Origin of the sequence: Flavobacterium pectinovorum (assembly GCF_900142715.1) — a bacterium.
Lineage (GTDB): Bacteria > Bacteroidota > Bacteroidia > Flavobacteriales > Flavobacteriaceae > Flavobacterium > Flavobacterium pectinovorum.
This window is the reverse complement of sequence record NZ_FRBX01000008.1, coordinates 130,328-149,980: the sequence shown is the minus strand read 5'-3', so window position 1 is coordinate 149,980 and position 19,653 is coordinate 130,328. Positions and strand designations below refer to the sequence as shown.

Genomic DNA, 19,653 nt, shown 5'->3' with positions numbered 1-19,653 from the left:
ATAAGATGAAGATAACAAACTTTGCCGTTAAAAATTATCAGTTTACGCTGATTATATTTCTTCTAGTGTCGGTTGTGGGGTATATCACGCTATTTTCGATGCCAAGATCTGAAGATCCATCCACGCATCCGCCCCAATATCTTATTACGGTTATTTATCCCGGAACGAGTCCGAAAGATATGGAGGAACAAGTCGTAAAACCTATTGAAAATAAAATTTACGGACTTGAAAATATCGATAAAATCTTAACTACTGTCGAAGATGGCGTTGCCGCTTTTCAGGTAAAATTTAAATACGGAGTTGATGTTGACAACAAATATCAGGAAATTTCTACTGAAATGAACGCGCTCAAAAACAGTGAACTTCCAAAAGATATTTATCAGATTAAAACAGAAAAAATTGCTTCTTCTGATGTAAAAATTCTTCAGGTGGCTTTGGTTTCTGAAAATGCTTCGGATAAAAAATTGCGCAATGAAGCGGATGAATTAAAATCAAGACTGGAAAAAATTACCAATTTAAAAGACGTAAAATATTCCGGCGTACCGGAGCAGGAAATCCGAATTGATCTTCAATTGGATAAATTAGCACAATTAAAAATTCCGTTGAATGTGGTTATGGGAAGCTTACAAAGTGAAGCCGCCGATATTCCCGGAGGAAGCATTGATCTTGATACCAAGGTTTTTAATGTAAAAACAAGCGGAAAATTTAAAAATGAAGAAGACGTTGCCAATACCGTTATTTACAACGCAAACGGAAAAATAATCTACATGAAAGATGTTGCCGAAGTAAGCTACAAATCTCAAACCGTAGATCATATTACCCGCATTAACGGACATCGCTGTGTTTTGGTTACGGCCGGAATGAAAGACAATGTAAACATAACCGATGTAAAAAAACAATATGACCCAATTGTAGAAGAATTTACCAAAGAATTGCCGCAAAACATTAAATTGATTAACAACTTTGATCAGGCGAATATGGTTTCGCAGCGTTTAGGGCATTTGGGTTTTGATTTCGGACTTGCCATTTTTCTCGTTATTATCACGCTTTTACCGTTAGGATCAAGAGCTTCTATAATTGTGATGATTTCGATTCCGCTATCCTTGGCTTTAGGATTAATTGCCATGAATGCGTTGGGTTTTTCTTTAAACCAATTAAGTATCGTAGGTTTGGTTGTTGCGCTGGGTTTACTGGTGGATGACAGTATTGTTGTTGTCGAAAATATTGAACGCTGGCTTCGTGAAGGCCACTCAAAAATGGACGCGGTTTTGAAAGGCACAAAACAAATAGGAATTGCCGTTGTAGGATGCACCGCAACGCTGATTATTGCGTTTTTACCTTTGGCTTTTCTGCCCGATGTTGCGGGCGAATTTATTAAAAGCCTTCCAATGGCGGTTATTACGAGTGTTTTAGCGTCTATGGTTGTTGCCTTAACATTGGTACCTTTTCTTGGCAGCCGATTTTTAAAAACACACGATCACGCCGGTGGTAATATTTTTCTTCAATACCTGCAAAAATTTCTAACGAGATCGTATCGTGATATTATGCCAAAAGCGCTACAATATCCTAAAACAACCATTGCGATTTCATTATTATTGAGTTTTACAGCCTTTGGATTATTCAGTCTTACGGGATTTAAATTGTTCCCCACTTCTGAAAAGCCAATGTTTTTAATCAATATAAAAACACCGCTTCAATCGAATATTTCAGAAAGCGACAGGGTTACCAAAATGATAGAAGCAGAATTAAAAAACCATAAAGAAATCGCTTTTTACACCTCAAATGTTGGTAAAGGAAATCCTCAAATTTATTACAACATTCATCCACAGGATCGAAAACCTGATTTTGCACAGATTTTTGTTCAGTTGGAAGATGAAGCAAAACCTTCTGCCAAAACGGAATTGATTGAAAATTTAAGAGAGAAATTTAAAACAATGCCGTTCGCCAAAATCGAAGTAAAAGATTTTGAACAAGGTCCGCCGCTGGAAGCTAATATCGTGGTACGTTTATTTGGCGAAGACCAGAAAGTGCTTCGAAAACTGTCTTCTGAAGTAGAAAATATTTTAAGAAATCAGGAAGGAACGATTTACGTTAACAACGAACTGAATACGTATAAAACCGACGTTAAGGTAAAAATCAACAAAGAAAAAGCAAGAACACTTGGTATTTTAACTAGTGAAGTTGATAAAGTTATTCGCCTTGCTGTTGCCGGATTAACTGTTGGAGATTATATTGACGATCGTGGCGATGCCAGAAATGTAACACTCACGCTGCCTAGAGATAAGTTTGCCAATCTTGACGCCTTAAAAAACTTGTATGTCAATAATATTCAGGGAACTCCAATTGCATTGAATCAAATTGCGACAATCTCTTTTGAAACTTCGCCAACAGCAATCAATCATTTTAATAAATCCAGATTCTCAAAAGTTACCGCAGTTTCTAAACATGGTTTTTATGCAAATGATTTGTTGGTAGACATTGTTCCTAAATTGGATAAATTAAAAATGCCAAAAGGATATTATTACAAGCTTGCAGGTGAAAAAGAATCCGAAGGCGATTCGCTGGGAGGTAATTTTCTTTCGGTCATTATTTTGAGTACTTTTCTATTCATAGCGGTTTTATTGCTTCAGTTTAAAACCTTTAAAGGAATTATCATTGTATTGTCTATCATTCCGTTAGGGATTTTGGGTGGCGTAGTATTTTTGCTAATCGACGGAAGCCCAATGTCATTGGTGGCGATTATTGGTTTTATCGGCCTTTCTGGTATACAGGTTAAAAACTCTCTTTTGCTGGTCGATTTTACCAATCAGTTGCGACAAGAAGGACATTCTATTGATGAAGCAATTGCTATTGCCGGCGAAACCCGTTTTCTGCCTGTTGTATTAACATCAATTACGGCAATCTGCGGACTTATTCCTTTGGCATTAAACTCAAATCCATTGATTGCACCATTGGCGATCGTATTAATTGGAGGTTTGATAAGTTCCACTATTCTTTCCAGAATTGTAACACCGGTAATGTATAAATTAATACCTCCTAATCTTGATATTGAATAATTAGGATTCAATAAGATTTGATAAAATGGAAATAAAAAACATTTTTTATAATCTACCACAAATTACGTTTCAAAAACAAAAAGGCTGTCAGACAGCCTTTTTTTGTTTTTGTATAATAGCCTAAAAATCTGCAAACAATTTGCTGCCTTCTTCGTTGTCCTCAATAATAACAATTGTCCTTTTTAATTCCTAAATTAATTACTTTAAGAGCGAAAGTATTTTAGTGAACACTTCATTATTTTCATATACTCCCTGAAAATCCTGCGAATGTGGTCCATAAGAAAATATAGGCACCATCGTGGCAGTATGATCGTTTGTTATAAAATCACCTTCTATTTTGTGCTTTTTGATGTTTCCCTGTGGAATACCAAATCCGGAAGTTTCATGATCTGCTGTAATGACAACTAATGTTCCTTCATTTTTATCGGCAAAAATAAGAGCCTGAGTTATGGCTGTATCAAAATCTATTGTTTCAGCTACTATTCCGGCAACATTGTTAACGTGTCCAAAACTGTCAATTTGTGCGCCTTCGATCATTAGAAAAAAGGGTTTGTTTTTTTTATTTAAAAATTCAAGGCTGTATTTTGTCGCATCTGCCAATACTTCTCCTCTTCCTTCTAAAACAGACGGCACTCTGCCTTGGGAAATAAAAACACCAATAGTATCGGCAGTTACTGTCTGCATGTCTTTTACTGATGGCAATACTTTAAATTTAGAATCTAATGCAATATTCTTAAAAGTAGAAGCACCTCCTCCAACAAATAAATTCAATTTACTTTTTAATAAATATTTAGCAATTACCTGTGTATTAGATCTTTCTATTGTATGAGCATAAAAAGCAGCGGGTGTTGCTCCAGTAATTTCATCTGTTGTTATCACACCTGTAGAAAATTTTCTTTTTTGTAAAATTTCCAAAATGTTAGTGATTGGTTTTTGCAAACTATCTGTTCCAATGGCTCTGTTATTTGTTTTTTGACCTGTTGCCAATGCCGTTCCTGCAGCGGCAGAATCTGTTGTAAAATCGTCGGCAGATTGTGTTTTTATAAAACCAACGCTTTTTAATTGTGTTAATGACAATGCGCCGTTATTAGCCAAAACAGCCGAAGATATTTGAGATAAACCATTTCCGTCTCCAATTAAAAGAATTACATTTTTAACAGGACTATTTTTTTGATCTGTTTTGTAACTAGGCTTATAAACTGTTGAAGAATTTGTGGCTGTTATGAATCGCTTTGGTAAAAATCCAAGATATTGAACACAATTGTAAGGTGTGTCTGTATTGATAATATCTACTCCTAATTCTGAAAATGCTTTCCAGGCGCTTTTTGTATCCGGAGCACCCCAAAAACGGAATGGTTTATTGGTTGTTTTTGCTTTAGAAATAACTGAACTTACACGATCGTAATCTTCTTTTGTTAATTTTCCCAATCCATTCCAAACAGAATATTTTTTAAAATCTACACTAACCATTGCGACTTTTTCCCAATTTTCTTTTGAAATTGATTTCCCTAATTCCTGAAAATCAAAGTAAATAAAACTAGGATATTTTGTATAAGAATCTGAATTTGGTCTGTTTCCCGAAACGATGATTTTAATATTCTGATCTTCTGTGATCGTTTTATATTTATTTAAAACAGAAACGAGTTTGTTAAGTGTTGGTTCAGCATCCGTTTTAATGTCTATTAACAAAAATAATTGCTGCTCTTTTTTGTACTGCATTTTCAAAGCAGTTTCCAGAGGTTTTAAATACAAAGATTCTAATGTTCTCGAAGCGGTAATATTTTGCTGATCGTGAGCAACATATAAATCATTGTCTTTCAAAAAAATATCAGCTTCTATAGACGCTGCTCCGTTTGAATATGCATCCCAAAAAGGTATAGTATGATTGTAATCGTTGTGTGAATGTACTTTTACTAAATCTTGAGAATATATTGAATTTCCTGCTCCAAATAATAGTAGGAACAAGCTAATGAATAAAAATGATTTTTTCATTTGAAATGAATTAATGAATTGAAAAAAAGCAATTGGGTATTGGGGCAAAAAGGGTATTAGCGTAAATCATTCGCTTATTCTGACATCAGAATAAATTGATATTTTTTCTATCAGATTGTAGGTTTTCTGAAAGAAGAAAAACGTAAAAAAACAGGGTGCTTTAAAAATTCTAAACACCCTTGTTTTTAAAAAAAATAAACACAAGAAGACTGCTCATTATATAGCAATGGCAAAAATGAACAGTCTTCAATTCAAAACAATTAAACAAATTTTAATATCCTTTATTTTGTACTAAATATCCAGGTGTGTTAGAAGCTCCGTCAATTGCTACCTGAGGAATTGGGAACAATCTGTGGTTTACATCTACATCTGATTTTTCAGTCCATTTATCTTCAAAATGGTTAAAACGAATTTGAGTAGTTCTTCTTAAACCTTCCCAATAAAATTCAAAGCCATATTCTCTGTACAAAATATCTAAATTAATAGCCGTAAGTGCAGCAGGAATTGGGGCACGTGCCGTTCTTGAAGTTCTCACGATATTCATATCAGCCAATGCTTCACCAATTTGTCCTTTTCTTAATTTAGCTTCGGCACGCATCATATAAATTTCTGCATATCTAAGCAGTACCATGTCTACGCTGCTGTATGTATTTCCATCAGGAGAAGTATGGCTAAATTGATATTTAGACACTCTGTATCCGGCAGCGTGCGTACTGCCTTCGTTAGTAAAATCAACTTTAAGGGTAAGGTTCACATAACCTACGTTTTTGTCAGGTCCGTTTCCTTTAATTTGCTTAACTGGATAAATTCTGTATCCGCCATCACACTTATAAAAAGCTCCATTGGCATCTTTTCTGGCTGCCCACGGAATACCTCTCATAATTCCTCTGTCAATTTCAAAGTCCTCAGCTTTTACACAGTAGTAATGATTTTCATCATTTAATGGCGAAAGTCCGGTAAGATCTTTTAAGTTGTCTGGCACTTTTGCATTATTTTTATAAAATCTTGAATCAGCATCTGCAGGATCTACAGCACCATAAGCATCAACCCATGTTTGATAAAAATCTGATGTAATAGCCGGACCATCTGTTCCGTCTACGTTAATAGATTCCGGTCTGGCGAACATTGATCCCGGTATTGACCAGTATGCCCAACGGTTATGCTCATCTGCCAAAACTCCACGCTGATCTATTGCAAAAATTAATTCAGGGTTAGAATTATTAGCATCATCAAATAAGTCAAAATACTCTGGAGATAAACTGAATTTACCTGAGTTTATAATGTTATCAGTATATTTAATCACCTTATCCATATCTGCTGCTGCAAATGCAGGCGTTCCGTAAGGATCACGGTAAACAGCAGCATTTAAGTACAATCTTGAAAGAAGTCCCCAAACTGCAGACTGCGTCATTCTGCCCGGTCCTCTTGTAGTATTAATAACATCGGCAACAGACAATAATTCACTTTCTATATAAGAAACGGCGTCTTGTCCTCTCAATATTTCTGAGGTACTGGCCGATGATTCTTTTTTAAATACAAGTCCCCAGCTGTCCAATGTCTGCATGTTTAAATAAGCTCTCAGGGCTTTCATTTCGTAAAGCGCTCCTTGTGCTTCTGTGTTTCCACCTTCTGCAAGAGGAGTTAATACTTCAATAGCAGATAATGTTCTCGAAATATTTTTGGTAAGAGCATTCCATGTACTTGTAATCAGGTCATTTGTAGGTGTTGTAGTATGCGCGTGTACGGCTAAATATTTACCTCCATCATACCAGTCAGTTCCTCCTCTGTAAGGTAAAATACCTTCATCACTTGCAATTAACTGCAAACCAAAATTGTTTGTATGATACCATGTCGATTTTAATTGACCGTAAGCGGGAGCAATTGCACCACTAATTGCCTCTGCTTGTCCTTCCCCATTTAAGGATTCGTCAAGGACATTTTCTTCTAAGTCAGTACAACTCCAGTTAAAGAATAAACTGAATGCAAGTCCTGCTATTATTATTTTATTTTTCATGTTTTGTTATTTTTGATTAAAATGCTGCGTTTAAGCCAAATACAATAGTTCTGCTTCTTGGGTAACTGAAATAATCAATTCCAAAAGACTGAATTTCGCCTACTGAAGTTCCAGTATTAATTTCAGGATCATAACCACTGTATTTTGTGATTACAAATAAGTTTTGTCCTGTAACCGAAAGACGAATGTTGTCCATTATATTATCAAGTCCGATTGTTTTTGGGCTTAAATTGTAACCCAGAGTTGCATTATTTAATCTTAAGAAACTTCCATCTTCTAAATATCTTGTAGAAACTGTATTTGAATTCGTAGATGCTTCGTTTAAATATTGAGAAGCTCTGTCTGTAGTATTAAAAGAATTTGCCAAACTTCCTCTGTTGAATGAAGACATTGCAACGTGGTTGTAGATTTTATTTCCCTGAGCTCCGTTAAAATTAGCTCCAAAATCAAAATTCTTATATTTCAAATTCAAATAAAACGCATAAATATAATCCGGTAAAGCACTTCCTGCAACGATACGGTCATTGTCCAGAATCTTACCATCGTTATTTGTATCTTTAAATTGGTTTAAACCATCAGCGCCAATTCCGGTAAATTCAAGCATATAAAAAGAACCAATTGGCTGTCCGTTTAACACACCGTTTATCGTTGCTCCAGATTGTCCGCCTCCCTGCGCTCCTCCTGTAGTTAAAATTTGATAAGGTGAATTTTCTACTTTGTTGTTTGTAAAAGAGATATTTCCACCAATGCTATATGAGAAATCTTTGCTTTTGTCGCTGCTGTAATCCAAAGCAACCTCAATACCGCTATTTTTGATTTCCATATTAGGAATGTTTGTCCAATATTTTGATGTAGGCTGAATTGGATCTACCGGCGCTACTTCTAATAAAATATTCTCTGAAACTTTGTTGAAATAATCAACAGTACCTGATAATCTGTTATTTAATAAACTAAAATCTAAACCAATATTGGTTTGTGTTGAAACCTCCCATTGAATATTAGGATTGGCTAAACGTGTGTAGATTGAACCATAAGGATATCCGGCTAAATCTGTAGCAGATGGGTCTAATGGATAAGTATCATATCCGCTGTTGCTTTCTGTGTAACTTGCTTTTGTAATTTTAGAAGGAATCTCCTGAGAACCTGTCTGACCCCAGCTTGCTCTTAACTTAAGATTGTTAAGAATTTCAGATTCTTTTAAAAAATCTTCATTCGTAATGTTCCAGCCTAAGGCAACAGATGGAAAATATCCATATCTGTTATTTTTACCAAATTTAGAAGAACCGTCGGCACGCATCGTTGCGGTAAGCAAATATTTGTTGTCATAGCCATAATTTAATCTTCCAAAGAAAGACTGAAGCTCATTTTCTACCGCAGATGAAGACTTGGTTCTAAGCTCAGTAGCTGCTTCTATTTGATTTTTTGGTTCAACACCATTATCAGGGAATCCCTTAAAGTCGTAATTCTTTTGGTTTACTTGTATTTTCTGGTAAGACTGACCCGCCAAAACTGTAAAACTATGAACATCTTTACTAAAATTATACGTCAGTGTATTTTCGTATAAGATATTATTATTAGTAGTTGTAATATTGTTCAAAGTACTTTCGGTTGTATTAGTTGCCGAAGTATATGGCAAAACTTGTATGTCTCTTTCAGACATAGAATAATCAACACCAAGATTAAATTTATAGGTTAATCCTTTTATAAACTCATAAGATGGCGCGATATTAGCCAAAATACGATTGTTGTTTGTTTCATCAGAATAAATTCTCTGACTGATTAAAGGATTTACAGCATCATTACTTAAGTTAACATTTGGTTCTCCATTCACAGAAATTGCATCAGTTGGGTTCATTGTCAACATGCTGCCCACTACACTTCTGGCATCTGGTCTTGAATTTTCAAGTTTTGTTGCTGTCATGTTAAAAGCAACATTAAACTTGTCATCAAATGCTTTTTGGTTTAAATTTAAACGTCCCGAATAGCGTTTTAAATCACTATTTTGTAAAACACCTTCCTGATTGTCTACTCCTACAGAGGCTGCATAAGTTGATTTATCTGTTCCTCCGCTCATTGAGAAATTAACGTTTTGAGAAACTCCCGTTCTGGTTAATTCATCCTGCCAGTCTGTATTTGCTCCGCCGTCTTGTAAATTTCCGTTTACAGCAACAACTTGTTTTCTAAATTCATCGGCACTAAAAACATCAACTTTATTAGCCAATGTTGAAAATCCGGTACTCACAGAAAGGTTTATTTTAGTTTGTCCTTTCGCTCCTTTTTTAGTTGTAATTACAATTACTCCATTTGCAGCTCTTGAACCGTAAATAGCCGAAGCAGATGCATCTTTAAGTACCTCGATACTTTCAATATCCTGCGGATTGATAAAGTTTAAAGGATTTGAAGCAACTCCATTGTTTGTGTTATCCAAAGCAAAACCGTCTACTACATAAAGCGGTGTTGTTCCGGAGCGTAAACTTCCAACTCCACGAATAATGATATCTTGTGAAGCGCCCGGCTCACCACTTGCCCCAACAACGTTAACCCCGGAAACTTTTCCCTGAATCAATTGTCCGGCATTGGCCACCACTCCTTTGTTAAAATTTTCACTTTTTACAGAAGCGATAGCACCGGTTACATCAGATCTTTTTTGAGAACCGTAACCTACAACTACTACTTCATTTAAAGTACTAACTTCTTCAGTAAGACCAACAGTCAATTTTTGGCTGCCAGAATAAGAAACTTCTTTTGTTTTAAATCCTACATAAGAAAAAACTAAAACACCATCATTTTGTTGTGCTTTAATTTTAAAATTTCCGTCAAAATCTGTCGTAACAGCGCCTTTTGGTTCTCCTTTAATATAAACAGAGACTCCCGGTACGGGTACTTTTTCAAGATCAGAAACTACGATTCCTGATACTGATACCTGCGCATGGGAGTATGACATACATCCTAAGGCAAGAATTAACAATGCGTAAACTTTTTTCATTTAAATACTTTTTTAGTTTCGCCAAAAGTATTTTATGGATCCCGGCAATAGGAGGACTTTTGTATTTCAAAAGTGGACTTTTAATGCAATTTAGGATAGATTTAACGGCAAAAAAGGGTAATTTTTGTTCATTAACATTGGGCTAACTTTCTGTAAATGCAGTCCTAACAAAAAACTACGTGCTATATTCTTTATATTCCTTCGGACTTTTGCCAAAATACTTTTTAAAGGAACGTCCAAAGTATTTCGGATCGTTGTATCCGCACTCAAAACTAATCTCAGATATGTTCAGTCTTTTCGTTTTTAGCAAAACTTCTGCTTTTTGCAATCGAAGCGACATTAATATATCCAAAGGAGACTGATTTAGTGTTTCTTTAAACAAACGATAGCATTTTACCCTCGAAATTCCCAATTGCTCCACAAGCATTTCTACATTAAAAGAAGGATTTTGTAATTCCTCCTTAATTATTTCCAAAGCTCTTTTTAAAAGTTTTTCATTTGGTGTAATATGTTCATTGTCTTCCGTGAGAATCTCAAATATTTTTTGCTGAATTTTATATTCTCGCAAAGGCTCTGCATTTTGATTGATCAGGCTATCAATTTTCTTTCTGATAAATGATGCTCGCGCCGGCAATTTAATATGTGTATCGATACCTATTTCCAATAATTGTTCGTCTAGTTCATAATTAATATCTTCTGAGATATAAATCATGGGGATTTTTATATTGGTATTTCCTTTGTTTGTTTTTAAAAAATGAATCAGGTCATTGGAGAATGCTACCTGATAAAAAACCAAAGCGGCTATATCGATCTGTTTTGTGATTGCATTTAAATTAGAAACAGAACTTTCAAAAATCAGGTTGTAATTTTCGCTTTCCAAAACCTGATTTGCGGCCGCATTATTAAATGGATCGCCAAAAACCAAAAGACATTTTTTATCTGAAGAAAACTGATCTTCATAATTAAAATTTTTCCAGGAAATTGTTTCTTTAAAATTGGTTTCAGGATCAACAACCTCTATCGGAATTAAGATTGTGGTTTGAAATTGTTCTTCTGAAGATGGAATCAATTCGCCTTCCAAATCTTGTATTAAAACCTGTAAAGCTCTAAAATAAGGACTATAATGCACGATATTTTGCCAGTTGTTTTTTAATATAACACTATCAGAAACCGCGTTAATTTTTAAAAAATTATTTTCATACGTGATTGCAATACTTAAAGTGCTGTCTCTGTCTGAATATTTGCAGAAATCATTGAAAAAATACTGCAATGCCAGTTTTAAACGCAATACATCAATAATGGCAAAACAATCTGTTTTGTCTATTTCACAATTAAAATTTACCTGATGAAGCTGCAGCTCTTTCTTTAGTTTTTCGACATTATTTTTTAAAACAGGAAACAAATCTGTAGCAGTTTTTTTTATTGGGCCAAGTTCTTTAACATGTTCGAGGTAATTCCATTCAGAAATAAGGTTCATCAATTTGCCGGATTGTGACATTAGGGCGCGCTGGGTTTCTGTATCCTTTTTAAACGAACTCGAGATTTCAATTATTCTCGCTATCGGATCCTGAAATTCTGCCAGCATAAAGGTTTTAAACTTTTCAATTTCAAAATTTTCATTTTTAAAATTACTGTGCAGAATCAAAAGTTTCTCTTTTTGTTCTTCTATTTTTTTATTTTTTTTATCCAGTTCTGCATTAATTTCTTCCAGGTTTTTTTTCTGTTTTTCAATAACATTAGTACGCGCTTTTACAAGTTCTTCCAGATATTTTTGCTCGACAAGTGCTCTTTTATTTTTAACATAAATTACTATTACACAAACGAGCAATATAAAACCTGATAACAGGATATAAAACAATGCCGATTCGTAAAATGCTTCGGTAATGTGAAGCGTAAAAAATGCAGGTTCAGGAATTCCGTTTTTGCCCTGTTTTATCATAAAGACATAATCTCCGGAAGATAAATCAGTATATTCTATTTTATTGTTAGCACCCAAAGGAATCCATTCCTCATCATTTCCTTCGAGTTTGTAATAAATATCACTTCTTTTGGCTTTTGGAAATAGTATTGGTATTATTTCAATTTCCAATTCATTATCACTAAAACTTTTTTCTATTTCTGCCGGATAATTTTCATTACCATCGATTTTCAATTTTACTCGTGCTTTTGAATTTTCGGTGTGAATCGTTCCGGGATTAAAATAATTAAGTCCGTTTATGCCTCCAAAAAATAAATTTCCTTTTGAATCCTGATGATAGGCCCCTTCAGAAAATTCGGGTGCCTGCCAGCCGTGATCAGGGTTATAAGAAGTTACGGTGTATTTTTTCTTGTCAATAGAAGCAAGTCCTTTTGTAGTGCTAACCCAAATTTTATTTCCATTATCAATAAGTCCGTAAACCATATGACTTGGCAATCCTTCAGACTCTGTAATGTTTTTTATTACGCCGGTTTTTTTATTAAAAACGGTTATACCTCCCAAAGAAGCAATCCAGTAATTATCTGATTCATTATCTACAAAAACAGAATAGACACTATTGCCTAAAATTCCATCTTTGGTAGTGATTTTTTTTAAAGCGCTCGTCGTTAAATTAAATACAATTACTCCATTATTTTCTGTTGCGAGTATAAGGTTTTGATTGTTTTTTTTAACGCATCTTATATTGTATTTATTTAATAATTCCTGGCCCTTAAATGTTTCAAACTTTCCTGTTGTCAAATTAAATTTGGCCAAACCTCCCCAACATCCCATCCAAAGCTGTTTGTTTTGATCTTCAAACATAGAATAACATCTGTTAACAGGCATCCCTTTGATATTGCTTGTTTCATAGCTGGTACATTTAGTATCAGAAATACGTAAAATTCCTTTGTAAGTTCCGGCCCAGACTGTTCCATCGCTTGATGTAAACAAAGTTCTTATTCGTTCCCAATCCGGACTTGAAGCAGCTTTGTCTATTTTAAATTTTTCATATAAGTGGCTTCTGTCGTTGTAGCAATAAAGTCCTCTTGTATAATAACCCAACCAGATTTTTCCTTTACTGTCTTTGGTAACTGCTCTTATTGTTTCATCCGGCAGATTAGGTTCTTTTATAGGATGCGGCATAACAGAATTTATTTTTTCAGAACCGGTAAATGCCATACTCAAACCACCATCTTTTTGTCCTAACCAGATATTTCCAAAATCATCCTCATGAAGTGTTTCTATTTCATTATTTGTGAAAGAATATGGTGCATACAAATCAGAGGTAAAATGTTCTATATTATTTTCATTAGATTCATTTGTAATGATATACAATCCGTTTTCACGAGTAGCAAACCATATATTTCCCAACTTATCTTTTAAAATATCGTTGATAATAAGTTTAGGATATTTTCTAAGCAAAATACTTTTTAAGTTTTCAAAATCTGTTCTTTGTACATTATTTTGAGGAATTTCGACAAAGGAATTATTTTTAAATTCATAATAAGCTGTACTTGTTTCTACTACTATATTTCCTTTTTGAGATAAATGAATCCCTTTTGGAGTACTTTTAAACTTAAATGCTGCAAACTCATCATTTCCAAGGTATTGGTTTACATTACCTTCTTTTGTAATGAGCCAGATTCGTCCCAGGGCATCTTTTTGTAATTTTGTAATATAATTACTTGAAACTGTTTTATGATCTTTAAAATTGTTTTTAAAAATCTTAAAGCTGTAACCATCAAAATAATTCAGACCATCCCAGGTTGCAATCCACAAGCCGCCATCTTTATCGCTTTCTATATCAAGTACCGAATTATTTGATAAGCCCTGGTTTGTTGTAAAGTTTTCAAATTTTATCTGCTGTCCAAAAGAATAAATTGTAGAAAGACAAAATACTAGTAATACTCGAATCATTGTATATTATTTAACTCGCAAGTTTACAATTGCAAGTTAATTTAAACATGAACTATGTGTTAAGTTAAAAATGAAGCGAAATGTAAAGTACAATGAAACAGTTTTGATTCTTTTAAAATAAAAAAACCTGCAATTACAATGCAGGTTATATTTATAGTAAGTTTCGTTGTTTTTATAATTATGAAGTTTAGTCGGCTTTATATTTATTATTCCAATATAACATTAGGAGTAATGTAACAATTATGCACGAAGCAGTTCCCTCAAAAAACAAACACAAAGAATATGTTGCTACCGATGGCTCGCCTCCAAACATAAACGCTTCAGATAATGATTTTACGTATTTGTCTCCTCCTTTAGCATAACTATAAATAAGCAATGCTATAATACTAATAACCACTCCTGTAAAAGAAGTTACCATAGCCGAAATTGCGTTGGGAACAAAACTGTTCTTACCATCAGCAAGATTCATTTTTAAAGTTCTGTTTACACCATAAAAAATAAAAAGTACATTTAATAAACGCAGATAAAATAGATGAGCAAGATTTAAAACTTCCAGCAATAAAAAGAAAGCAGCGATTCCTAAAAATATATAAATCCCATTAATAATTTCTCTAGGTATTTTCATAATAAGTTATTTTTAGTTAAAAAATGAACATTGTATAGCACTGTAATTTTATATATCAAATTAAATAAAAATGAAAGAGAAAAAATTCTACTATTCCATGCCAAAAATTACAAAATGTCCATAAATTCTTAAATACAACTTCAAATTAAACAACTGATAATAATACAATTAAAGATCGAAAAAGTATAATTTATTCTTATTTGTTGTCTTTAGATTTGTAATTATTAACTATAAACTTATTATTATGAATACTTCAGACCACAGAAACGACAGATCAGATAATCAGAATAATAAATCTGAAACCATGGAAAGCAAGGATACTATACTAAATAAAGATCAGGCAGATACTTCTGGAAAAAGAGATCAATATAATGAGAAAGCTAATGAACATCCAATTCAGCACAGACTGGATGATAACGATAATATTGATCCCGATTTTCAAAAAAACACCAATAGACCGCAGTATCTGGATGAAGATTTAAAAAAGGATAATGATCCCGACAGAAGAACTTTGGATGAATATAATGCAACTACTGCCGAACCTGAAGATGATGATACCTATACAGAAGATGATGTAAATAGATAAATCTGTATATAAAAATCGGAATTTTATAAAAAGTAATCTAAACCGCTGGACAAAATCCGGCGGTTTTTATTTTGCTGATAACAATCTGTTATTTACGAAAATATGCTAATGTATTCTCAATCATTTCTTTTTGAAATAAGCGTTTTAAACTATTTTACCTAATTTTACAGCAATCCAAATCTTATCAAATGAAACGTTCCGGCACAGCAGATCTTCCTTTACATTATGGGCATGTTCCATTGTGGCTTGCTGAACGAATGTCTAAACTTGGTTTTGCCATTGTAGAAACGATTGCTTTAGAATTTTCTACTTCTGAAGTAATAAGCAAACTAAGTAATCCTTTTTGGTTTCAGAGTTTTGGTGCCGTAATGGGCATGGATTGGCATTCATCGGGCATTACAACTTCTGTACTTGGAGCTTTAAAAAAATCAGTAAACCCGCATTCAAAAGAATTGGGAATATATATTTGCGGAGGCAAAGGCAAACATTCGATGCTAACTCCGCAGGAACTTTTATTTGTTGGCGAAAAAACAGGTCTTGACGGAAATAATCTTGCCAATTGCAGCAGACTAACCGCCAAAGTTGATAATACGGCCATTCAGGACGGATTTCAATTGTACCAGCACAATTTTATCGTTGATAATAAAGGACAATGGGCGGTTATTCAGCAAGGAATGAATCCTAACTCGCAAACTGCCAGAAGATATCATTGGCATTCACAAGATTTAAAGTCCTTTATAAATGAGCCGCATACTTTTATTTATGGAGAAAATCAAGGCACAATCTTAAATCTTACGGCTGAGGCAGCTACAAAATCCAGAGAAGGCATTTTAGAATTATCTAAAGAATCTCCAACAAGAATCATGAAAGAAATGCAGCATCTTTCTATGCCTGCGCATCACGATGTGAGAATGGAAGATGTAAATATGAAAAGATTGGGCGCAATGTTGTGGGCAACCCACGAAAATAAACCGGAAGATTTTGAAGAATTATTGCTTTTAAAAGGAATGGGACCAAGAGCTTTACAATCGTTAGCATTGGTTAGCGAAATAATTTACGGCACTCCTACCCGATTTGAAGATCCTGCGCGTTTTTCTTTCGCTCACGGCGGAAAAGACGGACATCCGTTTCCTGTTCCTGTAAAAATTTATGATGAGACAATTGATACTTTGCAAAGGGCAATTAATCGTGCTAAAATTGGAAATAGTGACAAAATACAGGCCATTCAAAAATTATCTGAGATTTCAAGAAAAGCCGAAGAAAGTTTTACACCCAATTCTAACTTTGATGCCCTGATTCAAAGAGAACGCGATGAATCGCACAAATATGGCGGAAGAACTATTTTTGGTGATGCCAAACCTCCAAAAAGCAAACCTTCAAACCCTAATAATCAATTGGAATTATTTTAAACTGATAACAGGTTTCAGCAAAAAAAAATCCCATTTCGATAATGAAATGAGATTTTAAATATTTATTGAAAAAATACTTTTTTATTACCCAAGCTCAAACCATTTTTGTACCTCTTTTTCAATATCTTCTCCAATTATAACATTCTCAAATTCATTGGAAGAACTATTGTATTTGTAATCCTTTTGCCATTCCTCATAATTTTGCGCAACTTGCTGTATAGCATCACAAATAAACAAAAGTTCTTCATTTGTCATGATTGGATGCAGGGATAAACGAACCCAACCCGGTTTATTGGTTTGATTTTTCTGAAGCAATTCGTTTGTAATTTCTTTTGATTTTTCTTCGTCAATATCAAACAAATAATGCGCATACGTGCTGGCGCAGGACCAACCGCCACGAACCTGAATTCCGAAACGGTCATTTAAAAGTCTCACAACCAAGTTGTAATGAATATTTTCGATTATAAAAGAAACACAGCCAATTCTTTCGGTTGTAATATCTCCCAAAATAGATAAACCCGGAATTTTACTAAACGCTGCATAACAAAGATCAAGCAATTCTTTTTCTCTGTTTTTTATGTTTTCTACTTCCATTTGGTCTTTTAGTTCCAAAGCCAAAGCAGTTCTTATTACCTGCAAAAATCCCGGAGTTCCGCCATCTTCTTTTACTTCTATTATGTCACTGTATTGGTATCCTCCGGATGGATTTGTCCATTTTACGTTTCCTCCGCCCGGATTATCGGGGATGTTGCTTTTGTATAATTTTTCATTAAAAACCAAAACCCCGCAGGTTCCGGGACCACCCAGGAATTTATGTGGAGAAAAGAAAATCGCATCCAATTGTTCTTCAGGATCTTCGGGATGCATATCAATTTTTACATAAGGTGCTGAAGCTGCAAAATCAACAAAACAAAAACCACCGTTTTGATGCATGATTTTTGCCAATTCATGATAAGGCGTAATTATTCCGGATACATTTGAGCAAGCGGTAAAAGAACCTATTTTCAGTTTTCGGTCTGCGTATTTTTTTATTTTCTCAGCAAGAATTTCAGGGTTTACCAAATTGTTTTTGTCAGCAGGCAAAATGACCACATCGGCATTGGTTTCATACCACGGAACCTGATTAGAATGGTGTTCCATATGCGTAATAAAAACGACTGGTTTATCTATTTTATCCGTAGTTTTAGAATGCAATTTATTATCGGCAGTACGCAAACCCAGATAACGCTGTAATTTAGATAAAGCCGCTGTCATTCCGGTTCCTGTGGTAACCAAAACATCAGATTCATTAGCGTTAACGTGTTTTTTAATTAGTGCTCTGGCATGTTGATAAGCATATGTCGAAGCTTTTCCGGTTTGACTGGAAAATGAATGCGTATTGGCAATCATCGGACCTATTTTATTGAGCATTATATCTTCAATCGGAATATATAATCTTCCGCTGGCAACCCAGTCAGCATATAATAAATTTTGTTTTCCATAAATGGATTCAAAAATGTGATTTACTCCTATTGTATTTTCTCTAAATTTCGAAAAATACTTTTCTAATTGGCTTGTTTTTACTTGCTTCTCAATAACATTCATTTCCCTATCATTTTAAATTAACATATTTTATTTCTGGTTGAATCTTTCAAAGATTTCAAATTTCCAAAGTGATTTTTTATGGTTTTGTAACCGATTTTTTACCGCAGAGAACGCAAAGATTTTTATCTAAGAATGCCTTAAAAAGCACAGAGTTCGCAAAGCTAAATCAATACAAAGTTTTGCGCCCCGAAGCTTCGGGATGTCTTTTATAAAAGCTAAGAATAAAAAACTTAGCGTTCTCTGCGGTAATTTTTTTTCTTTCTCCACAGGTCTTGGGATTGATCCTATTTCATAATAATTTAGTTTAAAATTGAACATACTTATCCCTGACCAATTGGAAATGGTCTAACGTAACGTCAATAAAGGGAAATAGACTGGAAAAAATTACCTGCTTTGCATTCGAAAAACTAAAGATTTGTTTTCCTGAAATAGCAGATTGGTTTCTTTTAAATTGGCGTATAATAATAGCTCAGCTTTCATTTTGATGAATAAAAAAGTTTAATATTGATGAGCTTATTCAGATTTACTAAACGAAATCTTTCTTATCTGTCCGCCGTAGCGGAAGGATTTAGCACCTTATTTGGCAACAGGTTGCTAAGACATCATCGGGCCTATTCCCTCAGTCTTTCTGGATAAGTCATGTAGAAATTTTCTACTCTGCAAATATATATAAATTCTATCGAATTAATATAGTTTAAAACTGTTTTTTTTAATTTTTAACAATAAATAAAGTATTACGCATTGTACGATCTCTTTTCTGAACAATAAACAATTGACATAAATCCTTTGTTTCTATAACCTATTATTTAGTTGAAATGAGCATCTTTGCATATTGAAAAATAAATTTATTTAATGATAAAAATTACACCCGAATTATCTTTTCCATTAAAAGATGTATTATTCTCATTTGCATTAGAATCTGAAGCGGCAGATGTTTTCGTTGGTCAAAATACGCTCATTACCGGAATCGGAAAAGTAAATGCAGCTTATGAATTAACCAAAGCTATTCAAAATAAAAAACCATCTTTAATCGTTAATCTTGGATCAGCAGGAAGCAATTCTTTTCAAAAAGGCGACATTATTTGCTGTACTAAATTTGTGCAAAGAGATATGGATGTGAGAGGTTTGGGATTTGCACAATATGAAACTCCTCTTTCAAATTTGCCAGTAATTCTTGACTATGGTTTGGCAATGGATAACCTGCAAATAGGTATTTGTGGAACAGGTGATAGTTTTGAGATGGGTCATGCCACCAAAATATACGATGTGGTAGATATGGAAGCTTACGCCCTTGCCATGATTGCCATGAAAGAAAATATTCCGTTTTTGTGCTTAAAATATATTTCAGACGGTGCAGATGACAATGCCGCTGATGACTGGGTTATTCAGGTTCACAAAGCCGCAGCAGCTTTCGGAAACATTTTACAACTTAATAATAACATTTAAACACGGATTTCACGAATTTGCACTAATTTTTTAATTGTTAATCTTAAAATCAATTCATGCAAATTCGTAAAAGCCATAATT

The 19,653-nt window shown here is 34.0% G+C and carries 10 protein-coding genes and 1 riboswitch; of the genes, 4 read left to right on the top strand and 6 right to left on the bottom strand.

What is annotated here, in order from left to right:
* The first annotated feature begins 5 nt into the window (after positions 1-5).
* Positions 6-3,056, top strand: a complete 3,051-nt coding sequence (locus tag BUE22_RS22310; protein WP_073398270.1) for an efflux RND transporter permease subunit — start codon at positions 6-8, stop codon at positions 3,054-3,056.
* Positions 3,057-3,254: 198 nt separating this feature from the next.
* Here BUE22_RS22310 and BUE22_RS22305 read toward each other — a convergent pair whose 3' ends face one another.
* The 5 genes from BUE22_RS22305 to BUE22_RS22285 form a co-directional block, all read right to left on the bottom strand.
* The gene (locus BUE22_RS22305) at positions 3,255-5,048 is read right to left on the bottom strand and encodes an alkaline phosphatase (RefSeq protein WP_084540313.1); all 1,794 of its coding nucleotides are present in this window, start codon (positions 5,046-5,048) and stop codon (positions 3,255-3,257) included.
* Positions 5,049-5,319: 271 nt separating this feature from the next.
* A complete protein-coding gene (locus BUE22_RS22300) occupies positions 5,320-7,062 on the bottom strand; it encodes a RagB/SusD family nutrient uptake outer membrane protein (RefSeq protein WP_073398179.1) in 1,743 nt (580 codons plus the stop codon).
* Positions 7,063-7,078: 16 nt separating this feature from the next.
* Positions 7,079-10,048: a SusC/RagA family TonB-linked outer membrane protein gene (locus tag BUE22_RS22295; RefSeq protein WP_084540312.1), complete on the bottom strand. Its 2,970-nt coding sequence runs from the start codon at positions 10,046-10,048 to the stop codon at positions 7,079-7,081.
* A 175-nt stretch (positions 10,049-10,223) separates the two neighbouring features.
* Positions 10,224-13,922 carry a two-component regulator propeller domain-containing protein gene (locus BUE22_RS22290; protein WP_073398178.1) on the bottom strand — a complete coding sequence of 1,233 codons (3,699 nt, stop codon included), beginning with the start codon at positions 13,920-13,922 and terminating at the stop codon, positions 10,224-10,226.
* Between the two features lie 187 nt (positions 13,923-14,109).
* Positions 14,110-14,547 carry a hypothetical protein gene (locus BUE22_RS22285; RefSeq protein ID WP_042566831.1) on the bottom strand — a complete coding sequence of 146 codons (438 nt, stop codon included), beginning with the start codon at positions 14,545-14,547 and terminating at the stop codon, positions 14,110-14,112.
* 244 nt (positions 14,548-14,791) lie between these two features.
* On the opposite strand from BUE22_RS22285, the gene BUE22_RS22280 reads away from it, so the two are divergent.
* Positions 14,792-15,133: a hypothetical protein gene (locus BUE22_RS22280; protein WP_073398177.1), complete on the top strand. Its 342-nt coding sequence runs from the start codon at positions 14,792-14,794 to the stop codon at positions 15,131-15,133.
* A 188-nt stretch (positions 15,134-15,321) separates the two neighbouring features.
* Positions 15,322-16,542, top strand: a complete 1,221-nt coding sequence (locus tag BUE22_RS22275) for a DUF763 domain-containing protein (RefSeq protein ID WP_073398176.1) — start codon at positions 15,322-15,324, stop codon at positions 16,540-16,542.
* Between the two features lie 84 nt (positions 16,543-16,626).
* On the opposite strand, the gene BUE22_RS22270 is transcribed toward BUE22_RS22275, so the two are convergent.
* Positions 16,627-18,126, bottom strand: a complete 1,500-nt coding sequence (locus BUE22_RS22270; RefSeq protein WP_073398175.1) for an aminotransferase class V-fold PLP-dependent enzyme — start codon at positions 18,124-18,126, stop codon at positions 16,627-16,629.
* 539 nt (positions 18,127-18,665) lie between these two features.
* Positions 18,666-18,765: riboswitch (SAM riboswitch) on the bottom strand.
* Positions 18,766-18,978: 213 nt separating this feature from the next.
* Here BUE22_RS22270 and BUE22_RS22265 point away from each other — a divergent pair.
* Positions 18,979-19,572: a 5'-methylthioadenosine/S-adenosylhomocysteine nucleosidase family protein gene (locus BUE22_RS22265; protein WP_073398174.1), complete on the top strand. Its 594-nt coding sequence runs from the start codon at positions 18,979-18,981 to the stop codon at positions 19,570-19,572.
* The last annotated feature ends 81 nt before the right edge of the window (positions 19,573-19,653 follow it).

Excerpts from the sequence above, each read along its gene's own strand:
- BUE22_RS22310 (WP_073398270.1), top strand. The coding sequence starts at position 6 with ATGAAGATAACAAACTTTGCCGTTAAAAATTATCAGTTTACGCTGATT.
- BUE22_RS22305 (WP_084540313.1), bottom strand. The coding sequence starts at position 5,048 with ATGAAAAAATCATTTTTATTCATTAGCTTGTTCCTACTATTATTTGGA.
- BUE22_RS22300 (WP_073398179.1), bottom strand. The coding sequence starts at position 7,062 with ATGAAAAATAAAATAATAATAGCAGGACTTGCATTCAGTTTATTCTTT.
- BUE22_RS22295 (WP_084540312.1), bottom strand. The coding sequence starts at position 10,048 with ATGAAAAAAGTTTACGCATTGTTAATTCTTGCCTTAGGATGTATGTCA.
- BUE22_RS22290 (WP_073398178.1), bottom strand. The coding sequence starts at position 13,922 with ATGATTCGAGTATTACTAGTATTTTGTCTTTCTACAATTTATTCTTTT.
- BUE22_RS22285 (WP_042566831.1), bottom strand. The coding sequence starts at position 14,547 with ATGAAAATACCTAGAGAAATTATTAATGGGATTTATATATTTTTAGGA.
- BUE22_RS22280 (WP_073398177.1), top strand. The coding sequence starts at position 14,792 with ATGAATACTTCAGACCACAGAAACGACAGATCAGATAATCAGAATAAT.
- BUE22_RS22275 (WP_073398176.1), top strand. The coding sequence starts at position 15,322 with ATGAAACGTTCCGGCACAGCAGATCTTCCTTTACATTATGGGCATGTT.
- BUE22_RS22270 (WP_073398175.1), bottom strand. The coding sequence starts at position 18,126 with ATGAATGTTATTGAGAAGCAAGTAAAAACAAGCCAATTAGAAAAGTAT.
- BUE22_RS22265 (WP_073398174.1), top strand. The coding sequence starts at position 18,979 with ATGATAAAAATTACACCCGAATTATCTTTTCCATTAAAAGATGTATTA.